At 70.2% G+C, this 14,960-nt stretch carries 13 protein-coding genes; 6 read left to right on the top strand and 7 right to left on the bottom strand.

The genetic code is table 11. The annotated features are described in order from the left end of the window. Window positions 1-98 precede the first annotated feature (98 nt). A complete protein-coding gene (locus tag ABIA33_RS17000; RefSeq protein ID WP_370082301.1) occupies window positions 99-959 on the top strand; it encodes a TerD family protein in 861 nt (286 codons plus the stop codon). Window positions 960-1,056: 97 nt separating this feature from the next. Here ABIA33_RS17000 and ABIA33_RS16995 read toward each other — a convergent pair whose 3' ends face one another. Continuing rightward, window positions 1,057-1,788, bottom strand: a complete 732-nt coding sequence (locus ABIA33_RS16995) for a Tellurium resistance (protein ID WP_370082299.1) — start codon at window positions 1,786-1,788, stop codon at window positions 1,057-1,059. A 350-nt stretch (window positions 1,789-2,138) separates the two neighbouring features. Between ABIA33_RS16995 and ABIA33_RS16990 the strand changes: the two genes are divergently transcribed. After that, on the top strand, window positions 2,139-3,161 hold the full coding sequence (locus ABIA33_RS16990) for a DUF2637 domain-containing protein (RefSeq protein ID WP_370082297.1): 1,023 nt from the start codon (window positions 2,139-2,141) through the stop codon (window positions 3,159-3,161). A gap of 264 nt (window positions 3,162-3,425) precedes the next feature. Next, a complete protein-coding gene (locus ABIA33_RS16985) occupies window positions 3,426-4,601 on the top strand; it encodes an ROK family transcriptional regulator (RefSeq protein WP_370082295.1) in 1,176 nt (391 codons plus the stop codon). 48 nt (window positions 4,602-4,649) lie between these two features. On the opposite strand, the gene ABIA33_RS16980 is transcribed toward ABIA33_RS16985, so the two are convergent. From ABIA33_RS16980 to ABIA33_RS16955, 6 genes are all read right to left on the bottom strand, one after another. Continuing rightward, window positions 4,650-5,771: a DUF475 domain-containing protein gene (locus ABIA33_RS16980; protein ID WP_370082293.1), complete on the bottom strand. Its 1,122-nt coding sequence runs from the start codon at window positions 5,769-5,771 to the stop codon at window positions 4,650-4,652. A 107-nt stretch (window positions 5,772-5,878) separates the two neighbouring features. Continuing rightward, a complete protein-coding gene (locus ABIA33_RS16975) occupies window positions 5,879-6,457 on the bottom strand; it encodes a TerD family protein (RefSeq protein WP_370082291.1) in 579 nt (192 codons plus the stop codon). A gap of 214 nt (window positions 6,458-6,671) precedes the next feature. Next, complete coding sequence (locus tag ABIA33_RS16970) at window positions 6,672-7,247, bottom strand: TerD family protein (protein ID WP_370082289.1); 576 nt, start codon at window positions 7,245-7,247, stop codon at window positions 6,672-6,674. 174 nt (window positions 7,248-7,421) lie between these two features. After that, entirely contained in the window at window positions 7,422-7,880 is a 459-nt protein-coding gene (locus ABIA33_RS16965; protein WP_370082287.1) for a peroxiredoxin, read from the bottom strand. A 114-nt stretch (window positions 7,881-7,994) separates the two neighbouring features. After that, entirely contained in the window at window positions 7,995-8,882 is an 888-nt protein-coding gene (locus ABIA33_RS16960; protein ID WP_370082285.1) for a hypothetical protein, read from the bottom strand. Between the two features lie 233 nt (window positions 8,883-9,115). Beyond that, a complete protein-coding gene (locus ABIA33_RS16955; protein ID WP_370082283.1) occupies window positions 9,116-9,562 on the bottom strand; it encodes a DUF3052 domain-containing protein in 447 nt (148 codons plus the stop codon). A 611-nt stretch (window positions 9,563-10,173) separates the two neighbouring features. Between ABIA33_RS16955 and aceE the strand changes: the two genes are divergently transcribed. From aceE to ABIA33_RS16940, 3 genes are all read left to right on the top strand, one after another. Beyond that, window positions 10,174-12,924, top strand: a complete 2,751-nt coding sequence (gene aceE / locus ABIA33_RS16950) for a pyruvate dehydrogenase (acetyl-transferring), homodimeric type (protein ID WP_370082281.1) — start codon at window positions 10,174-10,176, stop codon at window positions 12,922-12,924. A gap of 302 nt (window positions 12,925-13,226) precedes the next feature. After that, a complete protein-coding gene (locus ABIA33_RS16945; protein WP_370082279.1) occupies window positions 13,227-13,409 on the top strand; it encodes a hypothetical protein in 183 nt (60 codons plus the stop codon). A gap of 286 nt (window positions 13,410-13,695) precedes the next feature. Then, window positions 13,696-14,928, top strand: a complete 1,233-nt coding sequence (locus ABIA33_RS16940) for an alpha/beta hydrolase (RefSeq protein ID WP_370082277.1) — start codon at window positions 13,696-13,698, stop codon at window positions 14,926-14,928. The last annotated feature ends 32 nt before the right edge of the window (window positions 14,929-14,960 follow it).

Below are 14,960 nucleotides of genomic sequence, written 5' to 3'. Positions count from 1 at the left end.
GGATCGCGGTCGGTTCCCCAGGCCGGCGCTGCCGCCTAGGCTTGGCCCGTGGCGGGGTCGCGCCGCCGGCGTCCACAGAGGGAGTGCACAGACCAGCTATGACCAAGGTCATGCCCAAGGGCTCCAACACTCCGCTCGCGAACGTCGCAGCGGTGCGCGCGGTGCTGCGCTGGCGGTTCGTACCCGGCGCTCCGGACGTGGACGTGTCCGCCCTGCTGCTCGCCCCGGGCGGCAGGGTCCGCTCCGACGACGACTTCGTGTTCTACAACCAGCCCCGGCACCCCAGCGGACTGGTGCGGCACCGCTCCAAGGCCCGGCTCGGCGAGGAGATCACCGACACCGTCGACATCGACCTGAGCAGGCTGCCGCTCGAGGTGGAACGCGTGGTGGTGGGCGGCTCGGTCGAGCACGGCGACTTCGGCGAGATCCCCGGCCTGCACATCCTGCTGTACGACATCGCGGGCGGACCGGGCGCGGAGCCCCTGGCCCGCTTCGACATCGGCGACACGGCGACGGTCACCGCCCTGCTCTGCGGTGAGCTGTACCGCAGGGGCGGGGGTTGGAAGTTCCGGGCCATCGGACAGGGGTACTCCTCCGGGCTGGTCGGGCTGGCCACGGACTTCGGGATCACCGTGGACGAGGAGGAGGAGAAGAAGAAGGAGCCGGCAGCGAAGCCGGCCGCCCCCGCGGCAGCAGTACCGGCGCCGGCGCCCGTGTCCGCTCCGATCGTCGAGCCGCCGCACCGGCCCGAGCCAGCAGCGGAACCCGAGCCACAGCCCCAGGTCGCGCCACAGCCGGAGCCGGCCGTCCAGCAAGCGCCTCCCCTCCCGGCCCAGCCTCCCGCCGCCGTGCCGGTCCCCGGCTACGGCTATCCCCCGCAGCAGCCTTCCCTGCTCCCGGAGCCGGAGGGCTTCGCCCTGCCGCTGCAGGGTCCGCAGTTCCAGGGCGTCGGCCGCTGACACCCCCTGCGGCGGGGACCGCCGGGGTGCGGCGGCGGCCGACGAACGCCGCCGGGGTCCGCCGAGGTCCGCCGAGGTCCGCCGAGGTCCGCCGGGGTCAGTTGCCCACCGGCTTGTACCCCCGCTGCCACTGCAGTCCCCACCCATACAGCCGGTCCAGCTCCGCCTGGAACCCGTACACGTACCGCGCCTCCCGACGCACCGTCAGGTTCCCACCCTTGTTCTCTATCAGCGCCACCGCGCAGGACCGCGCCTGCGAAGCCCGCTGGTCGAGCTTCACCTCGATCGGCCGTCCCCCCGGCGGGAAGAGCGTCACCACCGCGTGCGTCCGGTCGAAGGCCGGGGTCTCGTCGTAGATGTAGACGAAGATCAGCAGCCGCTTGAAGTGGTCCTTCTTGTCCAGGTCGATGTACATCATCTCCCCGGACGGCGCACCTGACCGGTCGTCCCGGCTGAGCCGGATGTACGGCGAGTGCTGCAGGTCGCCGAAGAAGCTCCCGAGCGGCTGGACCACGCCCTTGGTGCCGTCCGCGAGTTCGTACATGCAGCCCAGGTCGAGGTCGACGGCCAGCGTCTGGCTGGCGGTCTGAGGCATCGTCATCGGCTTGAAGAGCGCCGGGTGCAGCAGGCCCCGCCATCGGTCCCCTGCCGAGCGCGCCACCGGATCCGGCTCGCGCGAGGTCCAGTGCAGGTTGATCTGCATCGTGCCGTTGACCGTGCCCAGTTCGGTCAGGGACACCGACGGGGTCCCCTTGGTGAGCGTGACCCGGTCGACCCCCGTACCGAAGCCCTGGTCCGACTTGCGTAGAAAGTCCCTCAGCCCCGCCATGACTCCACCCCTCGCTCCCCGATGCCCCGCCGTACCCGTTCCGTACCCGAACCCGCCCCGTAACACGCCCCGGCGGCACAGGTCAGCAGCCCGGGTCCGCCGAGCGCCACCTGCGTGTTACCCGCCCGAAGGCCCTCGATCACCACTCTTCCGCACGGGTCCGACAATCCACCGCGAAGTCCCCCAACAGGGAATGACTGGAGGTCACAACTACCTCACGCGTACGATGCGTTCCCTGCTCACGCGATAATGTCTCCTCGCACGCGTGTCGCGGCGTCAACTCTGCCGTCTCTGGGGGACACCACCGTCGCACTCCCACTGCCCGATTCCGAAGCCGAGGCTATCCCGGTATGAACCTCTCCTCCATACAGCTGGTGTGGCTGGCCATCGGCTGCGCGATTGCGCTGGTCATCGCGGTTGTGATGGGCCTGCTGCGCACCAAGAAGCCCAAGCACGCCGCAGACCCGAACGACTCCTGGGAGCGCAGCGAGGAGCGACGCCGGCGCAAGGAGGCGGTCTACGCCAGCGCCTCCTACGTGCTGCTCTTCGCCTGTGCCTCCGTCGCCGCCGCGCTGTCCTTCCACGGCCTCGTCGGCTTCGGTCGCGAGAACCTCAACCTGTCCGGCGGCTGGGAGTACCTGGTCCCGTTCGGCCTCGACGGCGCCGCGATGTTCTGCTCGGTTCTGGCCGTGCGCGAGGCCAGCCACGGTGACGCGGCCCTCGGCTCCCGCATGCTGGTGTGGCTCTTCGCCGGCGCCTCGGCCTGGTTCAACTGGGTGCACGCACCGCGCGGCGGCGTCCACAACGGGGCCCCGCAGTTCTTCGCCGGCATGTCGCTGTCCGCCGCGGTCCTCTTCGACCGGGCGCTGAAGCAGACCCGCCGCGCCGCGCTGCGCGAGCAGGGCCTGGTCCCGCGCCCGCTGCCGCAGATCCGGATGGTCCGCTGGCTCCGCGCACCCGTCGAGACGTACCAGGCCTGGTCGCTGATGCTGCTGGAGAACGTCCGCACGCTCGACGACGCTGTCGAGGAGGTCCGCGAGGACAAGCGCGAGCGCGAGCAGGCCGCTGCCCGCGCCCGCAGCGAGAGCCGCCGCGAGCGCGCCGAGTTGAAGGCCATCTCCCGTTCGGCGCCGCTGCGCGAGCTCACCACCCTGGAGGCGTCGGGCAGCGCAGAGACGGCCGCCGCCCTGGAGCCCGCGTCGCCCCGCGGCGTCCTCCCCCGGCGCCGCCGCAGCGAGGCACTGGAGTCGTCGTCGTCGCCGACCGCCTCCGGTTCCGGCGCCGGGTCCGGCTACGACGACGAGGCCTCGCCACTGCCGCGACTCGACTCGCTGGAGAAGAAGTTGAAGGATCTGGAGCAGCAGTTCGGCTAACGGCCTGGGGAGCGACAGGGCTCGGGTCAGCGCACGCCGTCGCTGTGACACTGTGCGGCTCCGCCGCGCGGCCTTCGATTGCAAGGCGCCGGGACGCCCTTGTAGCGGAGCTACTTGGGCCCCGCGGCGCCAGCCGCTGATGTCAGAGCGGCAACGCCGCAAGCGGAGGTGCCAGACGGCGTGCGCCCGAGCCCTGTTGCTCCCCAGGCCGCAATGCCGGAGACAGGTGCGGGCCCGGCCAGGCAGGACCACTAAAGTGAGTGCATGATTGCCAGGCCCGCGACCTCCTCCACGCTCAAGGAGATCAACCTCCGGACCGTCCTCGACGTGATCCGAGCCGAACCACCGGTGTCCCGCGCGGAGATCGCGCGGCGCACCGGCATCTCCAAGCCGACTGTCTCGGCGCTGCTCCAGGACCTCCTGGAGATGGGCCTGGTCTCCGAGACGGTCCGCGCCGAACTCGGCCCCACCTACGGCGCGCTGTTCTTCGCGCCGCGCCCCGACGCGGCGTACGTGCTGGCGCTGGACGTCGGCGCACGCCGGCTCCGGGGCGCGGTCGCCGACCTGGACGGTACGGTGCGCATCCGCCGCGACGTGCTCGTCGAGGGCCTGGACGCCCCCCGGATCGTCCGGGCCTCGGCCGAGTTGGCGGAGGAGCTGAGCAGCGAGGCGGGCATCAGCCGCTCGTCCCTGCAGCACGCCGCCGTCGGTGTCCCCGGGGTTGTGGACCGGCGCGACGGCAAGATCTGGCAGGCCAACAACATCCCCTCGCTGGACGGCTTCCAGGCCCAGGTGTCGTTCGAGAGCGCGCTGGCCATGCCGGTGACCGTGGAGAACGACATCCACCTGGCGGCGCTCGGCGAGCAGCGCCACGGCAGTGGCACCGACACCGACAGCTTCACCTTCCTGTCGGTGGGCACCGGAGTGGGCGCGGGCCTGGTCCTGCACGGCGAGCTGCACCGGGGTTTCGCGGGTGCGGCCGGCGAGTTGGACTGCGCCGTGGACCCTGCGGGGTTCGACGACAACGACCCCTGCGCCGCCTCGCTGCTGCGCTACGCCGTCGGGCAACTCCCCGAGGAGGTGGCGCGCGGGCCGCTGAGCACGGAGCAGGTGTTCGCCCTGGCCCGTGAGGGGCATCCGGGCGCCTGCGCGGTGCTGGACGAGGAGGCCCGGCGGATCACCGGCTACCTGGCCCCGGTCGCCGCCGTGGTCGACGTGGAACTCGTGGTGCTGGGCGGCGGTATCGGGCTGAACGGGGATCTGCTGCTGGGCCGGGTACGCGAGCTGCTCGCCGCGCGCGTCCCCTACCCGCCCCGGGTGGAGGTCTCCGCCCTGGGCGACGCCGCGGTCCTGACGGGGGCCGTCTCGGTCGCCACCCGCGCCGCCCTGGAGCAGATCCTCACCCTGCGCTTCGCAGCCCTGGGCCACCGGCGGCCCTGACGGACCGTCCGGCGGGGGCCGGGGCTGACGACCTGACGTCGGGGACCGTCAGAGCACGGGTACGTCCTCGGCCTCGGCCGCGCCCTCGGCGGCCGCCAGGCGCTTGTTCCGCACCATCGAGGAGAACAGCGCGAGGGCGATGAAGGCCACGCCGATCAGGCCGGTCACGACCTCCGGGATGCTGTACTTGATGGAGACCATGAGGATGATCGCCAGCGCGCCGATGGCGTAGTGCGCACCGTGCTCCAGGTAGACGTAGTCGTCCAGGGTGCCCTGGCGGACCAGGTAGACCGTCAGCGAGCGGATGTACATCGCGCCGATGCCCAGCCCCAGGGCGATCTGGAAGATGTTCTGGCTGATGGCGAACGCGCCGACGACCCCGTCGAAGGAGAACGAGGCGTCAAGCACCTCCAGGTAAAGGAAAAGGAAGAAAGCGGCCTTGCCGGCCACCAGCACGACGGACCTGCCGGTCGCGGCGGGGGTGTGCTCAGCAGCCCCGGCCTCCGCGTCGTCCTCGTCCTCGTCCTCGCCTGCATCCTCGAACAGCTCGGACAGGCCGTTCACCGCGAGGTAGGTGGTGAGTCCGGCGACGCCGGCGAGCAGAACGGTTTCCGCACCCCCTCCGGCGAAGAACCGGGCGGACAGCATCAGCACGATCATCGAGACCACCACCGACAGCTGGTCCAGCTTGCCGATCTTCTCCAGCGGCCCCTCGAGCCAGTTCAGCCAGCGGACCTCCTTCTCGCCGAGGATGAAGTCCAGGAAGATCATCAGCAGGAACATGCCACCGAACGCGGCGATCGCCGGATGCGCGGCCGTGAGGTGCTGCGCGTAGGTCAGGCCGCCCGAGGTCTTGGTGGAGTCCAGCGCGAGCGAGATGACCGTCTGCGGCCCGATGTGGGCGGTGAGCGCGACGACGATCAGCGGGAAGACCAACCGCATGCCGAAGACCGCGATGAGCACGCCCACGGTCAGGAAGATCTTCTGCCAGAACGCAGTCATCCGCTTGAGGACGGTGGCGTTGATGACGGCATTGTCGAAGGAGAGGGAGATCTCGAGGATCGAGAGGATCAGGACGACGCCGAAGCCGCCCGCTCCCCAGAAGTACGCGGCAGCCGCGAGGCCGAGCAGAGTGATCCCGAAGGACCATCCGAAGGTACGGAGGAGCACGGGGGGCCTGTCCCTTTCGCTGAGGTGCGGGCGTCACAGGGGCGGGGACCGCTCGTCACGCTGGTGGGAGCGATCCCCGACGTTCCTCGAAACTGCCCGCAACCTTCTTACTGAACGTTAACCCCGAAGTCTAGGGCGATGCCTCTGAGCCCTGACGCGTACCCCTGCCCTACCGCTCGGAACTTCCATTCGTTGTTGTAGCGATACAGCTCGCCGAAGATCATCGCGGTCTCGCTGGAGGCGTCCTCGGACAGGTCGTAACGCGCCAACTCGGCACCGTCGGCCTGGTTCACGACCCTGATGTAGGCATTGCGAACCTGCCCGAAGTTCTGCAGCCGGGCCTCGGCGTCGTAGATGGACACCGGGAAGACGATCTTGTCCACCTGCGGCGGAACCTGCGTCAGATTGACCTTCACCACCTCGTCGTCCTCGGCTCCGGTGCCGCCGACGAGCTCGTCCCCCATGTGCTCGACCGAGCCCTCGGGGCTCTTGAGGTTGTTGTAGAAGACGAAGTACTCGTCGCCCAGCACCCGCCCACCGGAGCACAGCAGCGCGCTGGCGTCCAGGTCGAAGTCGGCCCCGGTGGTCGCCCTCGCCTGCCAGCCGAGCCCGATCTGAACGGCCGTGAGGTTGGGGGCGGCCTTGGACAGGGAGACATTGCCGCCCTTGGCCAGCGTGACACCCATTCGTTGTTCTCTCCCTCCCGCGCCGGCCTGGTCACGGATGTGGCTCAGGCTCCGCCGCCGAGTCTAGATTGCGACCGTGTGGATCGGGCATCGGATGGCCTGTTCCCCCGCAGGTCAGTCCGAGTGTCCAGGCCACAGCGGAGCCAACGGCAGGAGGGGCTGTCCGGCCTGGTTGGTTCCAGGCCGGACAGCCCCTCCGTCGAGCGGGGGTCGGTCAGACGTTGACGCCGAAGTCCTGCGCGATGCCGCGCAGGCCGGAGGCGTAGCCCTGGCCGATGGCGCGGAACTTCCACTCGGCGCCGTTGCGGTACAGCTCGCCGAAGACCATCGCGGTCTCGGTCGAGGCGTCCTCGGTGAGGTCGTAGCGCGCGATCTCCTGGCCGCCGGCCTGGTTCACGATGCGGATGTAGGCGTTGCGGACCTGGCCGAAGCTCTGCAGGCGCGACTCGGCCTCGTAGATCGAGACCGGGAAGACGATCTTGGCCACGGAGGTCGGAACGGCCGAGAGGTTGACCTTGATGACCTCGTCGTCGCCCTCGCCCTCACCCGTGAGGTTGTCGCCGGTGTGCTCGACGGAGCCGTCGGCCGACTTGAGGTTGTTGTAGAAGACGAAGTCCTTGTCGGAGACGACCTTGCCGGTTTCGGACGTGAGGATGGCGCTCGCGTCCAGGTCGAAGTCGGCGCCGGTGGTCGTCCGGGCCTCCCAGCCCAGGCCGACGAGGACCGCCGTCAGACCGGGCGCCTCCTTGCTGAGCGAGACATTGCCACCCTTGCTGAGGCTGACACCCACGAGTCCTCCAGATGCAGGGGGAGCACTTCTCCGTGCCCCCGTTGGTGCGGTTGCGGTTGCTGTCCAGCCAACGGCTCGATCGTAGTGGCGGGTTCCCGCAACGCGCAGCCGCACCGCACCGACGGAGTGGGAGTACGCGCCCTCCCGGGCGCGTCGCGGTGGGGCCCGGGAAGGTCAGAGCGCGGCGAGTGCCTTGAGGTACTCCTGCTCGTCCCGCGCGTCCGGCAGGCCGTTCACCACGGACCAGCGGACCACGCCGGCCTTGTCGATGACGAAGGTGCCGCGCACGGCGCAGCCCTTTTCCTCGTTGAAGACGCCGTAGGCGCGCGACGCCTCGCCGTGCGGCCAGAAGTCCGAGAGCAACGGGTACTCCAGGCCCTCCTTCTCGGCGAACACGCGCAGCGTGAACGGCGAGTCGTTGGAGACGGCCAGGATCTGCACGTCGTCGTTCTGGAACTGCGGCAGCTCCTTCTCCAGGCTGCACAGCTCGCCGGTGCACACACCGGTGAACGCGAACGGGTAGAAGACCAGGACGACGTTCTTCTCGCCCCGGAAGTCGGAGAGCTTGACCAGTTCGCCGTGCTGGTTCTTCAGTTCAAAGTCCGGAGCCTCGGTGCCGACCTCGATAGCCATGGTTGCCTCTCATCATGCTCGTGGACGCGTCAGCCGTCTGCCGGCGCGCCCCTGCCGGTCGTCGTGCCCGGGGACATCCTGCCATCCGTACCGGCACGGCCCGGCGACGGGGCGTCAGCGGATCCCCGGTAGCCGTCCGAGCAGCCCGACCACGCCGACCGCGCGCCGCAGCAGGGCCCCGCCGGGGAGCCCTGGGACCTGTTCCACCAGGGGTGCGAGGGCCATCAGACCGCCGATCCGGTGCAGCCGGATCTCGCCCTTCGCCAGCAGCGACGGCAGCGCCCCGCGCCCGGCGGGGACACCCAGCACGGTCGCTGCGGCGCCCTCGATCCCGGGTACCCCGGAACTCCCGGGCGTTGTCCGCCAGCCGTCGCCGTCCGCGGTGAAGACCCAGCCCGAGGTGCCGCTGCCCCACACCCCGGCGCTCGCCCGCACACCCTGGCGGTGCGCGAGCGCGCCGACGACGTCCACGAGGGCGGCCACCCCGGCGTCGGTGATCGCGACCGGCACGGCGGCCGGTCCTTCCGAGCAGCGCAGCGCGGCGAGAGCCAGCTCATGGCCCATCGCGTGGATCTGGGTGAGCAGCGGGAGCGGGCCCAGTGCGGAGTCCAGCTCGACGAGGGCGAGGGCCGGCTGTTCGGCGACCTCGTCCAGGGCCGCGGCGACCCGCTGCCGAGCGCCGGCCAGTGCGGCGAGGACGGCCTCGCGGTCCTCGCCGGCGTGGTCCTGCCTCGGCGGCTCGGGAGCTCGTTCCGGACTCCCTTCCGGGCCTCGTCCCGGGCCTCGCTCCGGGCCTGGATCCGAGCCTGGCAACCCGCTCCGGGCCTGGGCCATCAGCCGCGCAAGCACCGGCCGCTCCGGCCAGGAGCCGAGCTCGGCCAGGAGCGCCAGGTCCTGCCGCCCGGCGGAGTCAGCCAGGGCGAGGAGCGCGTCCCAGGCGCTCAGAACCCGCGTCCTGAGCTCCTCGGGCGGTCCCGTGGCGACTCCGCGATGATCGTCCATCCCTGCATTCTGCCCCGCCGCCCGGCTTGCGCCGCACTTACGACCTGGGGAGCCGCGGGTCGTCGCAACGCCGACCGCAATGCCTGCACCACGTCGCGAAGACACGGCCGCCCGGCCGAACGCCCACGTCGCTGGGTGTCCGGCCGGGCGGCCGGGGTCGACTGCGGCGCCCCGGCCCCCGCGAGGGCGGGGACGGGGCTGCGCCGACTGCTGGGTCTTTCGGCGTCAGGCGGTCAGCGCTTGCCCGCCTTGGCGGCCTTGGGGGTGGCCAGCCTCACGGCCGACCAGTCCTTGCTGACGGAGACCGTGCTGGTCTGGGAGAGGCCTGCGGTCTGCGCCGCGTCGGCGATGTCGCTGGCCTCGACGTGCCCGGTACGCCCGGTCTTGGGGCTGAGCAGCCAGACGAGGCCGCCCTCCACCAGGTACTCCTGGGCGTCGACGAGGGCGTCGGTGAGATCGCCGTCCTCGCTGTCCTCGCGGAACCACATCAGCACGGCGTCGGCGACGTCGTCGTAGTCCTCATCGACGAGTTCGGTGCCGGTGAGGTCCTCGACGGCCTCACGCAGTTCCTGGTCGACGTCGTCGTCGTAGCCGAGCTCCTGGACCACCTGTCCGGGCTGGAAACCCAACCGATTTGCCGGGTTGGACCTGTCCTCCGCGGGGTCCGCGGTCGCGCTCACGGGAATTGCCTCCTATATCCGACCCTGACTCCTGAAGCCAGGGCTGTGGCCGTAGTCCACACGGGCGGGGCGCTCAGCGCAAGTACCCGATCCCCTATCCCGTTCAAACGACGCTGTGTCACAACGCGACACGCCGTCGAGCGTGACACACATCACGCCCATTTGCCCCAGTATCAACTGGTGCGGGTGGTGCGCGCAGTGGATTGCCGACTCCCCTACCCGTCCCACCACCCCCTCACTCCTCGTGAGCGCGGCTATCCGCTCGGCGATCAGGGCCTCCACCCGGAGGAGCCGCCGGTCAGCGAAGCGTACGGGAGCACGCGGGTTCCGGGCGTAGAGTTCTGGATTGGCCCTCCCCAAGCCCTCCCCACCACCACAACGTTGTGGCACGGTCGGGCCCCCTCGTCGTAGCTCGGACCCCAACCCCGGGCCCGAGCTGCAGGACGGGACCGGTTTCACCCAAAAGTGGAGCTTGTGCGTGGAAACGACACAGTGCACCACGCGGGCAGGAATTGGTTACCCATGGGTAGAGATGACGTTTCTCGACCTGCGGTCCACGATGGAGGCGGCGCGACACCACCTCTTAGTTAGACCGACAGTGAAGGAACAGCGTGGCTTCCGGATCCGATCGCAACCCGATCATCATTGGCGGCCTGCCCAGCCAGGTCCCGGACTTCGATCCCGAGGAGACCAGCGAGTGGCTGGAATCGCTCGACGCCGCCATCGACGAGCGGGGCCGTGAACGCGCCCGCTACCTGATGCTCCGGCTCATCGAGCGCGCCCGCGAGAAGCGCGTCGCCGTGCCCGAGATGCGCAGCACGGACTACATCAACACCATCGCGACCAAGAACGAGCCGTTCTTCCCCGGCAACGAGGAGATCGAGCGCAAGGTCCTCAACGCGACCCGCTGGAACGCGGCCGTGATGGTCTCCCGGGCGCAGCGCCCGGGCATCGGCGTGGGCGGGCACATCGCCACCTTCGCCTCCTCCGCGTCGCTCTACGACGTGGGCTTCAACTACTTCTTCCGGGGCAAGGACGCGGACGGGGAGTCCGGCGACCAGATCTTCTTCCAGGGTCACGCCTCCCCCGGCATCTACGCCCGCGCCTTCCTGCTGGACCGGCTGTCCGAGCAGCAGCTCGACGCCTTCCGCCAGGAGAAGTCGAAGGCCCCGTACGGTCTGTCGAGCTACCCGCACCCGCGCCTGATGCCGGACTTCTGGGAGTTCCCGACCGTCTCCATGGGCCTCGGCCCGCTGGGCGCGATCTACCAGGCGCGGATGAACCGCTACCTGCAGGACCGCGGCATCAAGGACACCTCCAGCTCGCACGTCTACGCCTTCCTCGGCGACGGCGAGATGGACGAGCCGGAGTCGCTGGGCCAGCTGTCCCTCGCCGCTCGCGAGAACCTGGACAACCTGACCTTCGTGGTCAACTGCAACCTGCAGCGACTCGACGGCCCGGTCCGCGGCAACGGCAAGATCATCCAGGAGCTGGAGTCGCAGTTCCGCGGCGCCGGCTGGAACGTCATCAAGCTGGTCTGGGACCGCAGCTGGGACCCGCTGCTGGCCCAGGACCGCGACGGCGTGCTGGTGAACAAGCTCAACACCACCCCGGACGGCCAGTTCCAGACGTACGCCACCGAGTCCGGCGCGTACATCCGGGAGAACTTCTTCGGCAGCGACCTGCGCCTGCGCAAGATGGTCGAGGACCTCACCGACCAGCAGATCCAGCACCTGGGTCGCGGCGGCCACGACCACGCCAAGGTCTACGCGGCGTTCAAGGCGGCCCGCGAGCACGTCGGGCAGCCGACCGTCATCCTGGCGCACACGGTCAAGGGCTGGACCCTCGGTCCCAACTTCGAGGGCCGCAACGCGACCCACCAGATGAAGAAGCTGACCACCGAGGACCTCAAGCGCTTCCGCGACCGGCTGCACCTGCCGATCACCGACAAGCAGCTGGACGAGGGCTACCCGCCGTACTACCACCCGGGCAAGGACTCGGAGGAGATCCAGTACATGCACGACCGCCGGCGCGAGCTCGGCGGCTACATGCCGACCCGCAAGGTGCGGCCGCGCAAGCTGGAGCTCCCGGGCGACGACGCCTACAAGGTCCTCAAGAAGGGCTCCGGCCAGCAGGAGATCGCCACCACCATGGCGTTCGTCCGGCTGCTCAAGGACCTGATGCGGGACAAGGAGATCGGCAAGCGCTTCGTGCCGATCGCCCCCGACGAGTACCGCACCTTCGGCATGGACTCGCTGTTCCCCTCGGCGAAGATCTACAACCCGCAGGGCCAGCTGTACGAGTCGGTGGACCGCGAACTGCTGCTCGCCTACAAGGAGTCGCCGACCGGCCAGATGCTGCACGACGGCATCTCCGAGGCCGGCTGCACCGCCTCGCTGATCGCCGCCGGGTCGTCGTACTCGACCCACGGCGAGCCGCTGATCCCGGTCTACGTCTTCTACTCGATGTTCGGGTTCCAGCGCACGGGCGACCAGTTCTGGCAGATGGCCGACCAGCTGGCGCGCGGCTTCGTCCTCGGCGCCACCGCGGGCCGCACCACCCTCACGGGTGAGGGCCTGCAGCACGCCGACGGCCACAGCCACCTGCTCGCCTCGACCAACCCGGCCGTCGTCGCGTACGACCCGGCGTACGGCTTCGAGATCGCGCACATCGTGCAGGACGGTCTGCGCCGGATGTACGGCTCCAGCGCCGAGTTCCCGCACGGCGAGGACGTCTTCTACTACATGACGGTCTACAACGAGCCGATGCGGATGCCGGCCGAGCCCGAGAACGTGGACGTCGAGGGCATCCTCAAGGGCCTGCACAAGTACGCCCCCGGGACCAGCGGCCACATCCCCGCGCAGATCCTCGCCTCGGGCGTGGCTGTGCCGTGGGCGCTGGAGGCGCAGCGCATCCTCGCCGAGGAATGGAACGTCCGGGCGGACGTCTGGTCGGCGACCTCCTGGACCGAACTGCGCCGCGACGCGATCGCCGTGGAGGAGTTCAACCTGCTGCACCCGGACGAGGAGCAGCGCGTCCCCTACGTCACCACCAAGCTGTCCGGCTCCGAGGGCCCGTTCGTGGCCGTCTCGGACTGGATGCGCGCGGTGCCGGACCAGATCTCGCGCTGGGTGCCGGGCCAGTGGCAGTCGCTGGGCGCGGACGGCTTCGGCTTCGCCGACACCCGTGGCGCGGCCCGTCGCTTCTTCCACATCGACGCGCAGTCGGTGGTCCTCGGCGTGCTCACCGAGCTCGCCAAGCAGGGCAAGGTGGACCGTACGGCGCTGAAGGCGGCCATCGACCGCTACCGGCTGCTGGACGTCTCCGCCGCGCACCCGGGCGCGGCCGGCGGCGACGCCTGAGCCCGGTCCGGAAACTGATGCGGCATCGGATTCCGGCTCCGATGCCGGCAGCTGATCCCCCGTAGCACCTGAACGAGCCTCGCCCGGCGGCAGTCCCTGTCGCCGGGCGAGGCTCTTCGTTTCGCCACCACCTCCGCGATCTCCGGCGGTACGGCCTTCTCGGTGACCTGGAAGCACTCCTGACCGGGACTTAGACCGGTCGGTCTTAGACCGACCCCTGACCTCGGCTCCGGGAGCCGACTGCCTATGCTGTGGCCGAGTTCCGTCGGCACTGGGCAGACGGGTGCCGAGAGGAAAAGCGCATGGACAGCCAGATCGTGCACAAGGCCGCGTTCCTGCTCCACGAGTGCCACGAGCCGGAGCAGGTCGTGGTGGAGCGTCTCAAGGACTACTTCCCCGAGCTGACCCTCGTGGAGCGCGAGCGCTACGTGTCCGAGGCCTGGGACCAGGTCCACGGCAAGCAGGCCGAGGACGCCCAGGTCTGACAGCCTGGTCCGACCCGTCGCACCGACCTCCGGGGCGGTACCCGCTACCGGGGTACCGCCCCGAGCCGGCTCCGCGGCGCGACGGTGAAACCGTGTGAAGCCGCCGTGAAAATCTGCTCCATTTGGGGCCTCATGTGACGGTTGTCGCAGTTTGCTACTCAGGCGTACGCCGTACGCACCCCCGTGGAGCGCTTACGCTGGCGCAGAACTCCCTTCAGCTCAGTTCAGCAAGACCTCCGGGCCCGGCCCGTCAGATGGTCGCCGGAACCCTAGGAGACACACGCGTATGCGGTTCAGGCGAACGCTGATAGCGGCCATGGTCTCCTTCACCGTCCTCGCGGGGACCGGGGCCGCAGCAGCGGGAGCGGCGGTGTCGGACGAGCAGATCGCGATCACCACGCCGCCGGCCGGAAGCAAGGCGTGGGTCCACGATCAGTGGCTCGGTCATGACATGCCGAACCCGGCGAAGGCCACCGCCGCCGAGGCCGCGGACTTCTTCGGCTCGCTCAGCCAGGCCCAGCAGCAGCGCCTCGTCCGGGACTACCCGCTGGTCGTCGGCAACTTCGACGGCGCGCCGCTGGCCTTGCGCTACCAGGCGAACGCGCTGGCGATGGAGCAGGAGCTGAGCCGGCAGAAGGACCGGGCCGCCAACTCCGCCCTCGCGGTCACCGACCGCTCGGCGGCGGCGACGCGCGTCGCGATGCTGCAGAAGCTGCTTGTCCCGGGCCGCCAGATCCTGGCCTTCGACCCGCGTGGACGCGGTCTCGTCGCCGAGGTGTACGGCGACCTCGCCACGGCGCAGCGGGTGTCGGTGCTGGTCCCCGGTTCCGACATGGACCTGGCGCACTTCGACCGCAGCGATCCCTCGCTGACCGGCACGGCGGGGGCGGCCCAGGCGCTGAAGGGCGCGGCCGGCGTCGCCCAGTCGCTGCACGCCGAGGAGTCCCGGGTGTCCCCCGGCACCAGCACGGCGGTCATAGCGTGGTCCGGCTACGTGACCCCGGTGGGCCTGGGCGCGGACGCCGCGACCGCTCGCCTCGCCGAGGCCGCCGCACCCCGGCTAGAGAGCCTCCTGGCCGGCCTGAATCTCACCTCCCATCCGGTGGCCGCGCCGACACTGCTGTGCCACTCCTACGGCTCGGTGGTCTGCGGGATCGCCGCACCGCACATCCACTCGACCGAGGGCGTCACCGACATGGTGGTCTTCGGCAGCCCGGGCATGGACGTCCAGAACGCCGCCGCGCTCGGCGACGGCGTCCGCGTCTGGGCTGCCGCGCGCAACCCCGGCGACTGGATCGGCAACGTGCCCTACCTGGAGATCGGCGGCCTCGGCCACGGCGCTGATCCGACCAGCCCGGACTTCGGCTCCCACGTCATCGCCTCCACCGGCGCGAACGGCCACAACGGCTACCTCGCGGACGGCACCACCAGCCTCCGCAACTTCGCCGACATCGCCCTCGGCCGGTACGCCGACGTCGTCTGTTCCAACAACAACGGCGCCTGCGTCTCCGGGCTCTGAGCTCCTGAGCCCTGCGGCCCCGGAGCTCTGCG

It is taken from the genome of Streptacidiphilus sp. MAP12-16 (assembly GCF_041262165.1).
GTDB lineage: Bacteria > Actinomycetota > Actinomycetes > Streptomycetales > Streptomycetaceae > Streptacidiphilus.
Note: the sequence above shows the minus strand (reverse complement) of the source record. Positions and strands in the feature narration are given on the sequence as shown.

Bases quoted from the DNA above. Each gene is read 5' to 3' on its own strand.
- ABIA33_RS17000 (WP_370082301.1), top strand. From the start codon at position 99: ATGACCAAGGTCATGCCCAAGGGCTCCAACACTCCGCTCGCGAACGTC.
- ABIA33_RS16965 (WP_370082287.1), bottom strand. From the start codon at position 7,880: ATGGCTATCGAGGTCGGCACCGAGGCTCCGGACTTTGAACTGAAGAAC.
- ABIA33_RS16960 (WP_370082285.1), bottom strand. From the start codon at position 8,882: ATGGACGATCATCGCGGAGTCGCCACGGGACCGCCCGAGGAGCTCAGG.
- ABIA33_RS16985 (WP_370082295.1), top strand. From the start codon at position 3,426: ATGATTGCCAGGCCCGCGACCTCCTCCACGCTCAAGGAGATCAACCTC.
- ABIA33_RS16975 (WP_370082291.1), bottom strand. From the start codon at position 6,457: ATGGGTGTCACGCTGGCCAAGGGCGGCAATGTCTCCCTGTCCAAGGCC.
- ABIA33_RS16995 (WP_370082299.1), bottom strand. From the start codon at position 1,788: ATGGCGGGGCTGAGGGACTTTCTACGCAAGTCGGACCAGGGCTTCGGT.
- ABIA33_RS16990 (WP_370082297.1), top strand. From the start codon at position 2,139: ATGAACCTCTCCTCCATACAGCTGGTGTGGCTGGCCATCGGCTGCGCG.
- ABIA33_RS16945 (WP_370082279.1), top strand. From the start codon at position 13,227: ATGGACAGCCAGATCGTGCACAAGGCCGCGTTCCTGCTCCACGAGTGC.
- ABIA33_RS16940 (WP_370082277.1), top strand. From the start codon at position 13,696: ATGCGGTTCAGGCGAACGCTGATAGCGGCCATGGTCTCCTTCACCGTC.